This is a genomic window from Actinoplanes sp. CA-015351 (assembly GCF_050955685.1).
Taxonomy (GTDB): Bacteria; Actinomycetota; Actinomycetes; order Mycobacteriales; family Micromonosporaceae; genus Actinoplanes.
The window spans coordinates 4,829,047-4,844,779 of the sequence record NZ_CP192102.1 but is presented as its reverse complement, the minus strand read 5'-3'; the positions used below and the strand labels follow the sequence as shown (position 1 = coordinate 4,844,779).

The following is a 15,733-nucleotide window of genomic DNA, read 5'->3' as shown; positions in this document are numbered from 1 at the left end:
ACGTCAGCGGGCGAACAAAAGTTCACACATTACTCTGTGTCATCTACCTGTGACCGAGTATCCGCTGCTGAGCGTGCCGGAGAAAGGCGAAGATTACTCGGTGTAATGGAATAAGGCCAGGGGTGTGGGACACTCGCCGGATGAGCGACTGTGTTTGCGGGCATCCGCATCGGGCGCATGAGCATCACCGCGCCGGCACCGAGTGCGCGCTGTGCGAACCGGGGCGGTGCCCGCGGTTCCGCCGTGCTGATCGCTGGTGGCGCCGGTTGCTGCGATGAGACGTCTGCCACATCGGCCCCGGGGCTGCGAATTCCTAGTGAATCTGTAGGCTAACTCTCACTTTCGAGAGAGAGCCGTCGCACCCCGAGGGGGCCCAGATGTCACTGCCCGATTTCCTGATCGCCGGTGTGCCCAAAGCCGGCACCACGGCTTTGCATGCCGCGCTGGTGGGTCATCCTGAGCTGTTCCTGCCGTCGGTGAAGGAGCCGAAGTTCTTCCTCTCCGACGGCCCGCCGCCCACGATCGGCGGGCCCGGCGACGTCCAGACGTACCAGGAGCACATCTGGCGTCAGGACGAGTACGAGGCGTTGTTCGACCCGGCGCCGGACGGCGCGCTGCTGGGCGAGGCGACACCCTTCTATCTGTACGACCTGAAGGCGCACGAGCGGATCGCGAAGCTGACCCCGGACGCCAAACTGATCATCCTGTTGCGTGACCCGGTGGACCGCGCGCACTCCAACTGGACCCACCTGTGGGTCGCCGGGCTGGAGGAGAAGGCCGATTTCCTGGAGGCCTGCCACGCCGAACAGGAGCGCAAGGCCGCGCACTGGGCGGACTTCTGGCACTACATCGGGCTGGGCCTCTACGGCGAGCAGCTCCAGCACCTCTACCAGCACGTCCCTCGTGAGCAGGTGCTGCTGCTGCGGTACCGCGATCTCAAGGACGACCCGGCGCGGACCCTCGACCGGGTGTGCTCGTTCCTCGGTGTGCGGACCGGCGTGCTCACCGCGATTCCGAAAGAGAACGTGAACCGGCACTTCGTCGAGGACAACGCGGTGAACCAGGCGCTGCGTGGCCTGCTGCGCGCAGGCGGCACCTTCGGGCATCATTTCCCGGTGCCGCTGCGCCTGGCGGCGCGCGGGCCGCTGCTCACCCTGCTGCACCGCAAGCGGGGGAACCGCCCGGTGACCACACCGGAGGAGCGGGCCGCGTTGCTGCCGTACTTCACCGAGGACATCGCCCTGCTCCAGGAGGTCACCGGGGAGCGGTACGACGACTGGCTCAGCCTGGACCGACACGCCAAGGCCCGGTAAAGCCCACCAATTCTATAGATGATGCAAACTTGACGGGTTCCGTCGCCGCAACCCCAGGAGAGCCGCCTTGACCATCGGAATCACGGCCCTGCCACTGCCGCGCTGGGAAGACTCCACCGTGGTGGTGGAGCCCCCGGGCACCGAACCCGGCGCCTGGTCGGGCGCACCCAGCACGGTGGTGGCGGACGGCTTCGTCTACCTCGCCTACCGCCTGCGGCTGCCGATCGGCGCCGGCCGGGGCATCGCCAACGTCGTGGCCCGCTCGGCCGACGGCCTTGACTTCACGGTGGTCGCCGAGATCGCCAAGGACGGATTCGGCGCCGAGTCCCTCGAACGCCCGGCCCTCGTGCGTACGCCCGAGGGCCGCTGGCGCCTCTACGTCAGCGCCGCCACGCCGGGAACCAAGCACTGGCGGGTCGACCTGCTCGAAGCCGACACCCCGGAGGGGCTCGCCGCCGCGACGCCGCGCACCGTGCTCGCCGGCGACGAGGACCACGCGGTGAAGGACCCGGTGCTGCACCACGACGAGCAGGGCTGGCACCTGTGGGCGTCGGTGCACCCGCTGGAGTCCTGGGACGACGCCGACCGGATGACCACCGAGTACGCGACCAGCCCGGACGGTGTGCACTGGACCTGGCAGCGCACCGCCCTGGCGGCCCGCCCCGGACAGTGGGACGCGCGGGGCGTGCGGATCACCTCGGTTCTGGTCTCCGGCGACACGATCACCGCTTCGTACGACGGACGGGCAACGGCCGGGGAGAACTGGGAGGAGCGCACCGGGGTGGCGCGCGGCTCCCGGCTGCCGGACGGCACGTTCGGCCCGCTCGTCGCCGAGGACCGGGAGCCGATCGGCAGCCCGCACGAGCCGTTCGGCCTGCGGTACCTGAGTCTCGCCGAACTTCCTGACGGGCAGCACCGGATCTATTACGAGGCGACCCGTGAGGACGGCGCGCACGATCTGCGTACCGAAGTGGTGTGATCTTGATTTTGGCTGTGGATAGTCGCGCAGAGTAAGCAAAGGTTGTAACCCGAAACGCGGTGAGCTGGAAGCCAGGCCACATGCTGAGATGCCAATCACTCAGGGTGGGGTCCGGGTTGGCGGTGATGATCGACGTGGCCTAACGTTGCGCCCGGCGTCAGGTGCACCGGAAAACGGCCGCACTGTCCAATGGCGGAGCCGCACCCACAAGGTGCGGCTCCGCTATTTCCGATTCCGGACACGATCGGGTGTGTGCTGCCTCGCGGCGGCGTTTGTGCACTGACCGGCGGGGTATTTCCGGGCCAGCCGGGTTGGGGTTCCCGGCGGTGGTCTGAGGAGGCACGATGCGCACGCTGGGCGGGCGGTATCAGCTCGTTAATCGCATCGGGCTCGGCGGTATGTCGGAGGTCTGGCGCGGTCACGACCGGGTGCTCGACCGGCCGGTCGCTGTCAAGATCATGGCGCCGGCGGTGGAGGGCACTCTCGGTCAGGGCGGGGTCGACCTGGTCCGCACCGAGGCCCGTTCGGCGGCGCGGCTCGCACACCCCAACGTCGCCGCGGTGCACGATTTCGGCACCTCACCGGCGCCGGACCGGGACGTCCCCTACATCGTGATGGAACTCGTCGACGGGCAGACGCTCAGCGCGCACCTCGCCGAGGGCCGGCTGGACTGGCAGATCAGCGTCCGCATCTGCGCCGAGGTGGCCGCGGCCCTCGCCGCCGCGCACGCCCAGCAGGTGGTGCACCGCGACATCAAACCCGCGAACATCATGCTGACGCCGGCCGGTGCGAAGGTGCTCGACTTCGGTATCGCCGCGGCGGTCGGCTCACCCGACCCGGACCCGGAAGGGCCGGTCATGGGTACGCCCGCCTACATCGCGCCGGAACGCTTCGACGGCCTGCCGGCGACCCCGGCGGCCGACATGTTCGCCCTCGGCACGCTGCTCTACCACTGCCTGGCCGGGCGGCTGCCGTGGAGCGCGCGCTCGCACACCGAGATGGTGATGGCGCAGCGGTTCGAGGACCCGGTTCCGCTGCCGCACATCGAGGGGCTGCCGCCCGAGGTGCTCGATCTCGTCTCGCGCTGCCTGTCCCGGGAGCCCGTGGAGCGGCCACCGGCGCTGGTCGCCGCGTTGCTGCTGGCCGAGGCGGTGGACGCGCGGGTGTACGTGCCGATCGCTGACGTGGGCTTCGAGCCGGAATATCCGCCGGCGGTGTCGGCATGGGACGAGCGCGCAGCCGCGGAGGCGACCACTCCCGCGGGGGGCGGCGTCGAGGGCGTCATCCGGGCAGACGGCGTCGGCCGGCACCGCAAGGACTAGGCGCGCGGCACCACCACCAGCGGCCGCCGGGCCCGGCGCAGCAACCGCGCCGACACCCCGCCGAGCAGCACCCGCCGGGCCGGTCCGTAACCGCGCGACCCGCAGAACAGCACATCCACATCGGTCAGCTCGGCCAGTGTCTCCACCACGTCGCCGGACCGGACCTCCCACTCCACGGTGACATCCGGGACGGCCTGTGCCGCTTTGCGCAGCGCCTCCTCGTACGTCTCCCGCGCGGTGTCCAGGAACGCCCGCTCGGCGTCCGAGCCCAGCAGGAACGGCAGCGCGGCGTCACCGCGGGCCACCACGGTGACCAGCCGCAGCGTCTGCCCGGTACGCCGGGCCAGCCGGGCGGCCGACTTCAGAGCTGCCCGCCCGTCCGGGGTGTCCACGTAGGCGACGCCGATCCGGCCATGCGTGCCCGGCGGCGTGGTCATCCCGGAGGGCGCCACCGCCACCGGGCAGACGCTGCCGGCCAGCAGGCGTTCCGCGGTGCTGCCCGGGAACAACCGGGACGCCGGAGCGGCCGCGCCGGAACCCACCACGAGCAGCGACGCCTGCCGGAGTTCGGCCAGGTCGTGCAGCCCGTGCGCGGCCGAACTGGACGCCAGCACCTGGTACTCCACTCCGGGCGGATCACCCAGCGTGGCACGGGCGCCGTCCAGGACCCGGTCGGCGGCGGCCCGCCGGTCCGCGACCCACTCGGCGTCCACCCGGCCCGAGCCGATCGCTGCCGGTGCCGGATGTACGACCGCGACCACCAGCGGCGCTTCGAGGAGCCCGGCTGCCCAGTGACCGAGCGTGAGCGCGTCGGTGGCACAGCTGCCGCCGTCCACTCCGGTGATCACCGGGCCGGTCACAGCTGTTCCTCACCGCGCGTCTCCGGGCGCTGCGGCGGGTCGGCCGATGCGGTGGCGGACTGGCGCAGGCGGGAGTGGCGGTATCCGTAGAAGGCGTAGATGAGCATGCCGGCCGCGAGCCAGGCGACGAACCGGATCCAGGTGTCGAGCGGCAGGTCGGTCATCAGGTACACGGCGAACAGGATCCCGATGATCGGCAGCAGCGGCGACCACGGCACCCGGTACGGCCGGGGCATGTCCGGCCGGGTACGCCGCAACACGATCACACCGATGTTGACCAGCACGAACGCGAACAGCGTACCGATGTTGACGAGTTCCACGATGGTCCCGAGCGGCACCAGGGCGGCCAGGATCGCGATCAGCACGCCCAGGCCGATGGTGAGGCGTGCGGGCGTACCGAATCGGGTGTTGACCTTGGCGAGCCGGCGTGGCAGCAGGCCGTCGCGGCACATCGCGAAGAAGATCCGGGTCTGGCCGTAGAAGATCACCAGGACGACGCTGGTGATCGCGACGACCGCGCCGAGCGCCAGGATCGCGGCGGCCCAGCTCATCCCGGCGCCCTCGTCGAGGGCGGCCGCGAGCGGCGCGTCGCTCTCGGCCATCTGCTCCGGCGTGGCGATGCCGAGCGCGCCGGCCACCGTGAGCACGTAGAAGAACGTGCAGATGATCAGCGAGCCGAGGATGGCGAGCGGCAGGTCCTTGGCCGGATTGCGAGCCTCCTCGCTGCCGGTGGAGACCGCGTCGAAGCCGATGTAGGCGAAGAAGATGATCGCCGCGGCCGCGGTCACCCCGTCGACACCCTCCGGGGCGAACGGGTGGAAGTTGCGGGTGCTGAAGTTCGCGAACGCCACCACGATGAAGAACACCAGCACGGCGAGCTTGATCCCCACCATGATCAGGTTGACGCGTGCGCTCTCGCTCACGCCCCGGACCAGCAGCAACGTGATCGCCAGAACGATGAACACGGCTGGCAGGTTGAAGACGCCACCGTCCTCGGGCGACTTCGCGATGGCATCCGGCAGCGCCACCCCGAACGCCGAGTCCAGGAACGCGTTCAGGTTGCCGCCCCAGCCCACCGCGATCGCGGCCACCGAGACGCCGTACTCCAGGATCAGGTCCCAGCCGATGATCCAGGCGACCAGCTCACCGAGCGTCGCGTAGGCGTAGGTGTACGCACTGCCCGAGACCGGGATCGTCGACGCCAGCTCGGCATAGGAGAGCGCCGAGAACGCACAGGCCACCGCCGCCAGCACGAACGAGAGGATCACCGCCGGCCCGGCCAGCGCGGCGCCCTTGCCGATCACCACGAAGATCCCGGTCCCGATGATCGCGCCGACACCCATCGCTGTCAGCTGGGTGGCGCCGACCGCCCGCTTGAGCTGGCCTTCCCCCGTCGTGTCGGTGATCAGCGAACTCACGTCGCGGACCGCGAAGATCCCCGGCTTCATCAGGCCTCCTCCCGTGGCGGCGATGCCACCGCCGTGCCTGCCACCGTGTCCTTCGAGGCGCGGATGTCGCAAGATGATCGGCGCGATGCGCCGAAAACGGTCACCCGAGTTGCCGCGCGGCACGCTTCGTGGGTCGATTTCGAGCCCGGCGTACGCCTTGTGCGCCGTGATCGCCTGACCGCGCGGCAGCCTGCGTGGGGCCCATCCCGGGCGGTACCGTGAGGCGAACGGGCACATCGCCCGGCTCGGAGGGCGTGATGGGCGAGGCCGTGATGACCACACGGCGGCAGGCCGACGGCGCGATCGTCGTCGAGGTCCGGGGAAGCCTGGAGGTGGCCACTGCCGACACGGTCCGGGCCGAACTGATGTTCGTCCTGCAGACCGACCGGCCGAGGGTGCTCGTGGTCGACCTGACGTTCGTGACGTTCATGGACTCGATGGGGATGGGCGCGCTGGTGACAGCCCATCACGCGGCGCTGGACATCGGCGGGCGGGTGCGGCTGCGCAACCCGAGCGAGTTCGTCCACCGCCAGCTGCGGGTCACCGGCCTGTGCGACCTGTTCGGCCTCCCCGCAGGCCCACCCAACACCCGCTCCTACCGGATGTGACGGTTATCGGAGCGCTCCGTCCCAGAGCCGCTCGGAACCGTCGCGCAGATTGTGAACACGGTAGCTTCCGGGGACGCTATCCTCCCGCATCGAGAAGATGACACTTCTGATCAGCTCCACCGCCTCGTCCGGGAGCGCGCTGACGAGGATGGCTTCTTGCCGATGCATGAATCTCAATTCCTTCGCCAGGCTCTGCCAGACCGGGAGACCATCATCGGTATTTTCCGGCGCCAGGCATCGGAGGAGGAGGGGCGCGAACTTCGCCTCCCTATACAGCTGAGGATTCCCCAGCTCGGGCATGTCCACGAGGATCTGCGGATGCCGGCATATGTTCACCAGGAGCACGGTGGGGTCGAACTCCTCGAGCCGGCCGAATTCCTGTACCAGGCGCAGACAGCGCGTCACATAGACGGCGTCCGCCTGCCATCCCAGGAGCATCCGCTCGGCGACGCTGGCGATGAGTTTCGTCATCGATGAATCGGTGCCGGGCGGAACTCCGGTGCTCGGATTCATGCTGGAACGCCCGACCGTGTATCCACACATGGCAGCCAGCACCGCCAAGGAGGGATCGTTGCCGTCGTCCAGGGCTTGGCCGTCGTTGAAGACGAGTCCCCACCTCAGCCTCGCCTGGGTGGCGATGTCGTTCAGCAGACCGGCGTGGTGGTAGTCGGCTGTCACAGGCGACACGGCGGTGTCGCCCTCCGAGGCCCGCAGACTGTCACCGCTGCGGTCCAGCCAGCTCAGCATGGCGTGCCAGCCATCCGTGCTGAGCCCGGCCTTCCACAGACCGACGGTGGAGTCCCACTCGGCGACGCTGGTGGTGATCTCGTTCAGGGGCACCACCGAGCGCGCCACGAGAACGCGCAGAATGACCAGATTGGCCGAGTAACACGCGAGCCGGCGGACCGTGTCCGGAGCCGTCGGCCGGTAGGTTCCGAACGTCTCCGGAGCGACCCGCGTCCGGTAGGACCGAGCGAGAAATTCGAGCACGCGGACGATGCCGTCACGTTCGGGCTGGGCCAGCTCGACGAACAGGTCCAGGAAGAAGGTGAGCACCGATCCCCGTGCGGCCAAGGGCTGATGCGACAGAATGGCGGACAGCTGAGCGTCTTCCGGGTCGCGCATCCGCCGCCCGGAGTACGCGGTGTCCGCGATGTCGCGTAATTCATCGAGGATTTGATAGGCCACCAGGTATTCGCCGAAGGTCGCGTGCAGAAACTCGTACGCCCGCCGCTCCTTGCGCCGCCTCGCTCCGCTCTCCGAACCGAGCACTGTTGCCTCGGCGGTGTGCACGAAGAAGAACTCACCGAGCAGCCGCTGACCCGGATCCTCGCTCTCCAGCGAGCCCTCACCGTGCAGGGCGACGAGGTCGGCGGTCAGCTCGGCCTCGGTGGTCGTCTGCCGGCCGCGGTTGAACATGGCCAGTGCCGCGACGCACAGCCGTTTGGTCTGTGCCGTCACCGCATCCCGCATCCGTTCGTCCGGGAGCGGACCGCTCTTGAGCACCTCGCGCCGGCCGAACGAGGTGATGATGTCGCGGTACAGCGCGGTCCGGGACAGGCCTTCACTGAGCGGCTCGGCGTCCGGGTCAGCCGAGTACAGCGCCAGGATCAGGAGCAACAGCGGCTGGCAGGCCAGTTCCTGCTGATCAAGCGCGACCTGGGGAGCGAGCCCGCGCATCGTTCCCGCGGCGATCGGAACCGCGTTGCTCTCGTTCCAGGCCTGCAGCCAGCGTGTGATCTGGCCGGCGTCGAAATCGTCCAGCTTGAGCACGACGGCGCCGAGCGGGATGTCGACGCGGTCGGCGACCACGGTACGGGAGGTGACGATCACGATGGCCGGGCGATCCTGTTCGGCCTCGACCCGCTGGAACTCCATGACCTCCTGCAGGAAGCCGCTGCGGTCGTGTTGTGAGGCCTGGAGCAGTTCGTCGAGGCCGTCCAGCACGATCACCCGAACCGTTTCCACGCTGCGATCAGCCAGATCCGCCCAGGAGACCCGCTTGTTCGTGGACCGGTCGAGGGCCTGCTGGATCTGATCGACAACGGTGGCGTTGGCGCTCACCGCCCGCAGTGGCACGAGGGCGACCGTGTAATCGGTGGCGGGCAGCCGAGCGGCAAGGACGCGCATCAGCATCGACTTGCCGGCGCCGGGGTGACCGAGCAGAAGCAGCGGCAGCCGGGTCGCCTGCGGGGACAGGGCGTAGGACGCCAGCCAGATGTCCAGGTCCTCGCGGCGGGGGAGCTGGCTCCACCACGACTCGTCGGTCACCCGGGTCTGCGGGCTCGTCTCGGTGACCCGGTAGGACGGTGCGATGAACGCGGTGCCCACCGTGGGCAGCACGACGGGTCCGAGGTGTTTCGCCTCCGCGGGGCTGATGATCTGCTGGTCGAGCAGCGCGCGGTTCGCCCTGGCAACCACGGCCTGCGGTTCGGACTGCTGATTCGGGGTGCCCGCGGTCAGAGCGAGCAGCAATCCCACACGTGCCAGGTCGTCGCGTTGCCTGCTGAGCTCGTGGGCCAGCGCGGAGATCGCGTACCGGGTGGCGGCGTGTTCGTCGAGCGATGCCCAGATGCGGAACTCCGGCACGGCGGCGGCCAGGTCGACGTACCTCTCCCGGTACTTCTCGGCGGCGAGGATGCCGAGGGACTCGTCCAGCGGGCCGCGATGCCACCCGGCGAGGCCGTGGAGGAATTGTTCGGTCCGTTCCGCCAGCGCGGTGTACCAGTCGCCGACCTGGCGTTCGGTCTCCACGAAGCCCTGTGAGGCACTGGGTGCGGGTACCTCGGCCTCGTAGAGCGCCCGCAGCAGCCCGGTGTGCGGGCCGAGGGCGACGGCGGCCTGTTCCTGCTGGGTGATTTCCAGGGCGGCGTAGATCCGCTCACCGACGGTCTCGCGGAGCGCTTCGAAGAACGAGGAGACCACGATGCTGGTGTGCGCGGCCGCGACCAGCTCGCGCCGCTTGCGTGTCGGCGCCTTGCCGAGCCCGCGCCGGAACGCGCTGTGCAGGTCACGGAGCAGGCCCATCGCTTCGTTCTTCTGGTCGACCCAGCCCCAGATCGGAGCGACAGCGGCCAGCGGCGCGGCGGCCGGGCCCAGCGTCGCGACCGCGGTCGCAACGCCCGAGACCAGGATGACGCCGCCGAGAACTTTGCTCAGGCGGGAGTATTTCGACGGGTCCTGGGCGCCCAGGATTTCCAGGGCGCCTGCAAAAGTCAGGCTGGGTTCGCGCCGCATAGCGCGCGATCCTATGTCTCCGGGTACGGTCGCGGACTGTCTGATTGCTGTCAGTGAGTGGCGAGGACCCGCCGGTCGGCGCGGACCGGGAACTCGATGGGGCCTCGGATCAGGGTGGCGTTGCGGCGGCGGACGGTGCCGGCCCGGCGCAGGTCCGGCATGCGCTCGGCGAGGCGCTGGAGGGCGATGACCGCCTCCAGGCGGGCCAGGGGAGCGCCCACGCAGTAGTGGATGCCGCCGGAGAAGGCCAGGTGGTCGGCCTCCGGGGCGCGGTGGATGTCGAATGTGCCGGCCCGGGAGAAGATCGACGGGTCGCGGTTCGCGGCGCCGATCAGGGTGATCACGAACTGGTCGCGTTCGACCACGCGGCCGCCGACCTCGATGTCCTCGAGGGCGCACCGGGCGGTTCGCTGCACCGGCGGGTCCCAGCGCAGCGTCTCCTCGACGGCTTTCTCGGCGAGACCGGCCGGGTCGGCGCAGAGGTCGGCCCACTGAGCCGGGTGGTCGAGCAGGGCGTTGACGGCGTTGCCGATCAGGTTGACGGTGGTCTCGAAGCCGGCGACGAGCAGCAGCCGGCACATCGGCAGGATCTCCGACGACTGAATCTGATCACCCTCGGCCGCGAGGATGTGCGAGACGGCGTCGTCGGCCGGTGCCTGGCGGCGCAGCGTGATCAGGTCGGTGAGCACCGTGTCGAGGGCGTCGCTGGCGGCCTTGAGCTCGGCGGCGTGGCGCAGGCCGCGGATGCCGTCGATGGCGCCGCCGATGGTGGCGCCGTGCTTGGCGAACCGGTCGGCGTCGGCCTCCGGGATGCCGAGCAGATCGGTGATGACCGCGATCGGCAGTGGCGCGGCGAACGCCGGCACCAGGTCGAAGGTGCCTTTCGCCAGGGCCCGGTCGAGCAGTTCGTCGACCGAGCGTTCGATCAGGCCGCGATAACCGCCGATCTGGCGCGGGCTGAACGCGGGCTGGGCGACGCGGCGCAGCCGGGTGTGGTCGGGCGGGTTGCGGTCGAGGAACGACATGTCGAGCGAGTCGCCCGGCGCTCCCGGACCGTTGATCTCCGATGAGCGCACGCCGAAACGACGGTCCCGCAGGATCGAGGAGCAGATCGGGTACGAGGCCGTCACGTAGTTACCGAGGCGGGTGGGAACGAGGTCCCCACCCGCCCGGACGGTGTCGTAGATCGCGTACGGGTTGTCACGTCCCGGCTTGAGGTGCAGCCGGGACATCGGGTCCCGCCGCACGTAACCGTGGTACACGATGTCGAACCGTTGCCGGTACAACGCCGCGGCGAATCGAAGTGCCTGCATGACGCCACCCCCTGCAGGGCAGCCTAAAACGCGTCAGCCGGTCTCGGCTACGTAAGCGCTGAGCCAGGACAGTGCCGCGTTCCAGTTGATCGTGAGTTCGTTGGTGGCCCAGGAACCGATGTCGTCGATGTAGCAGAACTGCCCGACGCAGCCGGCCAGCTTGGCCTGCGCGACCGGGTCCTGGATCGACGAGTTGGGGCCGCCGGCCAGGGTTCCGGCCGGCGGGTGCGGCAGCGACGGGTCGAGCTGTGCGGCGTACCAGCGGCTGTGCTGGTTCTGCGAGCTGACCTCGCCGTACCCGGTCACGTAGGAGATGTTCAGCGCGTTGCGGCCGAACAGGTAGTCCATCCCGATCAGCACACCGTCGCGGTAGCGATCCTTTCCGGTCAGCTTCTCGGCGGCGGCGATCACCACCAGGTTGTTCGCGATGACGCTGCTCGAACCCCAGTCCCAGACGTTGTTCGCCGGGGCGTAGGCGACGCCGTACCCGTGGTCGCGCTGCACCGCGAGGTACTTGTCGGCGCCGCGCGCCACCGACGCCTTTACGGCGGCGAGACCGGGCAGCCTGTTCGGCACGAGCGCCAGGTCGATGCGGGCGGCCGCGGCGGTGGCGGCCCAGTCCAGGGCGACCGGTCCGAACACGTCGGCCGTGTGCTCCGGTGCGGCGAGGACGTCGTCGCGGTACTTCTTCTCCCCGGTGGTCAGGTACAGCTCGGCGGCCGCCCAGTAGAACTCGTCGCCGACCTTCGCGTCGTTGTAGGCGCCTCCTCCGACTCCATCGCTCTCCGGTGCGTACAAACGGGGGTTGGCCGTGGCGGCCGCATAAGCGGTGCGCGCGGCGGTGAGCGCGCGTTTCGCGAAGGCCGCGTCGAACGGCTTGTAGAGACGCGCCGCCTGCGCCGCTGTCGCGGCGACGTTCAGCGTCGCGGCGGTGGAGACCGGGTGCAGCTCCCGCGGCTGCGGATCCAGGTGCGGCAGCAGCGGAAGACCGGTCCAGGCAGCGTCGTGGATCTTGTGATGGACCATTCCTGCGTACGCCTCACCGGCCGGAACCTGCATGCTCAGCAGGAACTCCAGCTCCCAGCGGGCCTCGTCGAGGATGTCCGGCACCCGGTTGCCGCTCTCCGGGATGGTGAGGCCGACCGTGCGGGAGCCGCGCAGATGCTCGTACTCACTGAGCAGGCCCCAGACCGAGATGCCACCGTTGACCACGTATTTGCCGTGGTCGCCGGCGTCGTACCAGCCACCGCGCACGTCCAGGGCGTAGTCGCAGACGCCGGGCTGGCAGGGCACGGCGCCGTCGCCCTGGTTGGGCGCGACGTCGACGTGGCCGGCTGGGCGGGCGTAGCCGGGACGCAGGTCGTCGCGGATCTCGATGCCGCTGCGCTGGGTGTAGTAGAGCTTGAGCGCATCTGTTCTCAGCTGCTCATAGGCATCCGTCCCGATGTCGAAGGGCCGCGAGGTCTCACCGTCGGCAGTGAGCGTAAGACCGCGGATTTCGCGGCGGTAGCTACTGAAGTCGATGGTGTGGACGTTCTGGCCGGAACTTTGGTCGAGGCCGAACGGCGTCGTCCTCCCCTTCTTCAGAACCTTGCCGGTGGCGTCACGCAGTTCCCACGGCAGAGAGGTGGTGGCATCGGTGACCACGGTGGCGTTCTTCGGGCCGTTTTTCAGGTACGCGACCTGGTTGACACGGACCCTGGGGCCGGTATCAGGCTGATAGACCTCGGGCGGGACGCCGCCGACGAGGCTGACGTTGTCCACGCAGAAACGCCACGGGTCCGGGCTGCCCCCGACCTGGAAGGCGACCTGCCCCTGTGCGGTGGAGGTGCTCGCGGTGAACGTGTACTCGTAGTGGGTCAGGTCGCTGCCCAGCAGGGGCGACTGTTCGAAATAGGTGTCGTACGGCGCGACGGCGAGACCGGTGATGGCCCGGGCCACGTGCCCGGCAGGGTCGCCGGAGGCGTCGAAGGCGAACCGGTAATTCTCGCCGGCGACCAGGTCGATGTCGTTCTGGCCGATCGTCACATCCCAGCGGTTGGTGGTGCCGCCGGGCACGTCGATGCAGGCCACGCCGCCGGTGAGGGTGATCGGTGAACCGGCCGAGGACCAGAACGGGTCCGCGGCGCCGTCGAATCCGCCGTTGACGACCTGTTCGACCTCGTCGGCCTGGGCCGGTGCTGCCATGCCGACTGTCAGTAGGGCGGCCGTGAGGCCGATGATGCGGGAGCGCTCCCATCGAGACATGGACCTATGTTTATTACGCGGTTGTTACCGCGTCAACGCTCCTGGTCCCGGATCCACGCGTCGATCAGGCCGCCGAAGTGGGCGAGGAACTTCTCGTGCTCGTGCACCGGGTACGTCGCGCGGACCGTCTCGCGCAGCAGCGACCGGAACTCGTCCGACGTCACCCAGTCGTACACGATCTCGTCGACGTTGCTCAGGTGCTTGTCGCAGAACTCCCGGTACCTGTCGACCTCGAAGTAGTCGTCGGCGAGCGTGCGATACCCGGCGAGTTTCTCCGCGTACGACAGGGAGGTGTCGTCGGCGATCGTGAAGTAGCTCGACATGTCCGTGTCGAGGCGAGGTTTGCGGCCGGTGACCACGCAGAACACGGTCCAGCGCAGCAGCGCGGTCATCGCCCACGGGAAGTAGTAGTGCAGCGAGGTCAGCGAGACGTCCGGGCAGGCGTTCGCGTAATCGATCGGGTGCACCTCGTCGCCGCGCACCAGCGACTCGCAGCTGTTGAACTCCCAGCGGAAGAACGCGTTGACCAGCCGGGAGATGGTCACCACCTCGTCGCCGGCCGGCGCCGACAGGAAGTTGTGATCCACCTCGTACCGGGCGTGCATCGGCTCGTCCGGGCGGAACTTCATCACCATCGTCTCCGGGCCGATGCTCAGGCTCCGGGCGAAGACGTCGTACCCCTCGACGGACGCCTGCAGATGCATCAGGCGCTCACCCGAGGCGTCGTACGCGGCATGCAGCTCGTCGGCGTTACGGATCTTCGAAACACCGACCCAGGCGCCGCCGTCGTACGGTTTCATCCACAGCGGGTACCCGATCGCCGCCGCCGTCGCCTCCAGGTCGAACGACGTGTTGTACCGCGCCGCCGTGTACGCCCAGCGCGAGTTCTCCAGCGGGTTCTTGAACGGGACGAGAACCGTCTCCGGGATCTTCAGGCCGAGCCGCATCATCGCGCAGTACGCCGCGTGCTTCTCCATCGACTGAAACGTGAACGGGCTGTTCAGCAGGTACACGCCGTCCATCAGAGCGATCTTCTTGAGCCACTCGCGGGGGTGGTAATACCAGTACGCGAGCCTGTCGATCACCAGGTCGTGCTTCGGTTCGTACCGAAGATTGAAGGGTTCGATCGTCACCCGCACCGGACTGGCCCGGTGGGTGCGGCCGTCCGGCCCGGTGACCAGGCCGACGCGGCGCAGCAGCGCCTCGTAAGCGCGTGGCCAGTCGTCCTCGGTGCCCAGCAACATTCCGATGGTGTGCTCGACGTCGGCCACGGCCGCCCCCTTCGTTCTGATCGGTTCGTCTTAATCGGGCCAGACCCGGCACAGCAGCGCGGTGAGATGCGGATCCAGCGCGTCGCGCCAGCCCGTCCAGGTGTGCGCGTCCGGGTTCTCGGCGAAGGCGACCTGGTAATCCTGGCCGCTCAGCGCCGCCGCCATGTCACGGTTGTTCGCCAGGTTCTCCTCGGCCGCTCCGCAGGTCAGCGTCGCCGGGACGCCCGGACCCCGGCCACCGCGCAGCACCTGCCCGGTGAACCGGACGATCCGCCCCCACCGCGCGAACCCGGACTCCTGGCTGTCGTGCCGGGGCTGGAAGTAACTGCCGGACTGCAGGAACAGCCCGGCGAACCCGGCCGGGTGCCGGCGTTGCGCGTGCAGCATCGCGAGCGCGCCCAGGCTCGCCCCGGCGCCGACGACGGCCGGGCTGCGCAGCTCGGACCGGATCCGCGGAATGATCTCGCCGGCCAGCGCCAGGGAGTACGCGGGCGAGGCCGAGTACCACTCGTCGCGGTCACCACCGCCGACAAGCACCAGATGGTACGGCGGAACGCTGCCGGCCCGGATCATGGCGGCCGAGTACCGGGCCAGGGCGGCGAACCGCTCGTAGTCGGGTCCGTCGTGAACGAGGAGCACCCGGCCTTTCGTCCTCGCCGCGTCCGGGCCGTCCGGGGACCAGATCCGCAGGTCGACGGTGGCCTGCAGGCCACGGACCGGCAGGTGCACCGTGCGCCAGATGCCGTGCAGGCCGGAGCGGTGCAGCCAGTCCGGTTCCGTGTAATCGGGGCGGTGCACCACCGACGACGGGCCGAACCCGCCCTCGGCGTGCATCGGGTTGCCCGGATCGGTGCTGGTCTCGCGGGTGCCGTCCGGGTGGGTCAGCTCGAAGCGGTACTCGATCCGCTGGGCCGGCGGTGCGTCCAGATCGAGGTGCCAGCCGTCGCCGGCGTACGCGAGGTCGGCGTGCCGGACCGAGGAGAGCAGGCGCACGGCGGCGAGACGCTTGCCGGGATCGGGGTAACGGAACCGCACCGTGGCACCGTCCCAAGCCTCCATGAACGCACCCTACTGCCGTGTGAGCCGCCCCGCCGGGCGGGTAAAAATGTCGTAGGGGCGGCCTAGAGTCCTCAGC

General features: G+C 69.3%; 11 protein-coding genes. 4 read left to right on the top strand and 7 right to left on the bottom strand.

From position 1 onward, the window contains the following. The first annotated feature begins 377 nt into the window (after positions 1 to 377). The 3 genes from ACQP2E_RS22415 (at position 378) to ACQP2E_RS22405 (ending at position 3,614) form a co-directional block, all read left to right on the top strand. Complete coding sequence (locus ACQP2E_RS22415; protein WP_433824893.1) at positions 378 to 1,313, top strand: sulfotransferase family protein; 936 nt, start codon at positions 378 to 380, stop codon at positions 1,311 to 1,313. 67 nt (positions 1,314 to 1,380) lie between these two features. Continuing rightward, positions 1,381 to 2,292, top strand: a complete 912-nt coding sequence (locus ACQP2E_RS22410) for a hypothetical protein (RefSeq protein ID WP_433824892.1) — start codon at positions 1,381 to 1,383, stop codon at positions 2,290 to 2,292. Between the two features lie 344 nt (positions 2,293 to 2,636). Further along, positions 2,637 to 3,614: a serine/threonine-protein kinase gene (locus ACQP2E_RS22405; RefSeq protein WP_433824891.1), complete on the top strand. Its 978-nt coding sequence runs from the start codon at positions 2,637 to 2,639 to the stop codon at positions 3,612 to 3,614. On the opposite strand, the gene ACQP2E_RS22400 is transcribed toward ACQP2E_RS22405, so the two are convergent. After that, the gene (locus ACQP2E_RS22400) at positions 3,611 to 4,474 is read right to left on the bottom strand and encodes a universal stress protein (RefSeq protein WP_433824890.1); all 864 of its coding nucleotides are present in this window, start codon (positions 4,472 to 4,474) and stop codon (positions 3,611 to 3,613) included. The genes ACQP2E_RS22405 and ACQP2E_RS22400 overlap by 4 nt on opposite strands. Then, on the bottom strand, positions 4,471 to 5,922 hold the full coding sequence (locus tag ACQP2E_RS22395; RefSeq protein WP_433824889.1) for an amino acid permease: 1,452 nt from the start codon (positions 5,920 to 5,922) through the stop codon (positions 4,471 to 4,473). Before ACQP2E_RS22395 ends, ACQP2E_RS22400 begins: the two co-directional genes overlap by 4 nt. Before the next feature lie 257 nt (positions 5,923 to 6,179). On the opposite strand from ACQP2E_RS22395, the gene ACQP2E_RS22390 reads away from it, so the two are divergent. Continuing rightward, positions 6,180 to 6,530: an STAS domain-containing protein gene (locus ACQP2E_RS22390; RefSeq protein ID WP_433824888.1), complete on the top strand. Its 351-nt coding sequence runs from the start codon at positions 6,180 to 6,182 to the stop codon at positions 6,528 to 6,530. Positions 6,531 to 6,533: 3 nt separating this feature from the next. On the opposite strand, the gene ACQP2E_RS22385 is transcribed toward ACQP2E_RS22390, so the two are convergent. Genes ACQP2E_RS22385 through ACQP2E_RS22365 form a run of 5 tightly spaced genes read right to left on the bottom strand, consistent with a single transcriptional unit; the run spans position 6,534 to position 15,657 of the window. Then, entirely contained in the window at positions 6,534 to 9,767 is a 3,234-nt protein-coding gene (locus ACQP2E_RS22385; RefSeq protein WP_433824887.1) for an NACHT domain-containing protein, read from the bottom strand. Positions 9,768 to 9,817: 50 nt separating this feature from the next. Then, positions 9,818 to 11,080: a cytochrome P450 gene (locus tag ACQP2E_RS22380; RefSeq protein ID WP_433824886.1), complete on the bottom strand. Its 1,263-nt coding sequence runs from the start codon at positions 11,078 to 11,080 to the stop codon at positions 9,818 to 9,820. Positions 11,081 to 11,113: 33 nt separating this feature from the next. Continuing rightward, positions 11,114 to 13,327, bottom strand: coding sequence for a glycoside hydrolase family 9 protein (locus tag ACQP2E_RS22375; protein WP_433824885.1), 2,214 nt, complete (start codon positions 13,325 to 13,327; stop codon positions 11,114 to 11,116). A gap of 32 nt (positions 13,328 to 13,359) precedes the next feature. Beyond that, positions 13,360 to 14,598 (bottom strand): hypothetical protein, encoded by a 1,239-nt coding sequence (locus ACQP2E_RS22370; RefSeq protein ID WP_433824884.1) that lies wholly within the window; start codon positions 14,596 to 14,598, stop codon positions 13,360 to 13,362. 30 nt (positions 14,599 to 14,628) lie between these two features. Further along, positions 14,629 to 15,657, bottom strand: coding sequence for an alpha/beta hydrolase (locus ACQP2E_RS22365; protein ID WP_433824883.1), 1,029 nt, complete (start codon positions 15,655 to 15,657; stop codon positions 14,629 to 14,631). Positions 15,658 to 15,733 lie beyond the last annotated feature (76 nt).

What these genes read in the sequence shown, in the direction of transcription:
- ACQP2E_RS22390 (WP_433824888.1), top strand. Translation starts at nt 6,180, where the DNA reads ATGGGCGAGGCCGTGATGACCACACGGCGGCAGGCCGACGGCGCGATC.
- ACQP2E_RS22365 (WP_433824883.1), bottom strand. Translation starts at nt 15,657, where the DNA reads ATGGAGGCTTGGGACGGTGCCACGGTGCGGTTCCGTTACCCCGATCCC.
- ACQP2E_RS22405 (WP_433824891.1), top strand. Translation starts at nt 2,637, where the DNA reads ATGCGCACGCTGGGCGGGCGGTATCAGCTCGTTAATCGCATCGGGCTC.
- ACQP2E_RS22415 (WP_433824893.1), top strand. Translation starts at nt 378, where the DNA reads ATGTCACTGCCCGATTTCCTGATCGCCGGTGTGCCCAAAGCCGGCACC.
- ACQP2E_RS22385 (WP_433824887.1), bottom strand. Translation starts at nt 9,767, where the DNA reads ATGCGGCGCGAACCCAGCCTGACTTTTGCAGGCGCCCTGGAAATCCTG.
- ACQP2E_RS22380 (WP_433824886.1), bottom strand. Translation starts at nt 11,080, where the DNA reads ATGCAGGCACTTCGATTCGCCGCGGCGTTGTACCGGCAACGGTTCGAC.
- ACQP2E_RS22395 (WP_433824889.1), bottom strand. Translation starts at nt 5,922, where the DNA reads ATGAAGCCGGGGATCTTCGCGGTCCGCGACGTGAGTTCGCTGATCACC.
- ACQP2E_RS22375 (WP_433824885.1), bottom strand. Translation starts at nt 13,327, where the DNA reads ATGTCTCGATGGGAGCGCTCCCGCATCATCGGCCTCACGGCCGCCCTA.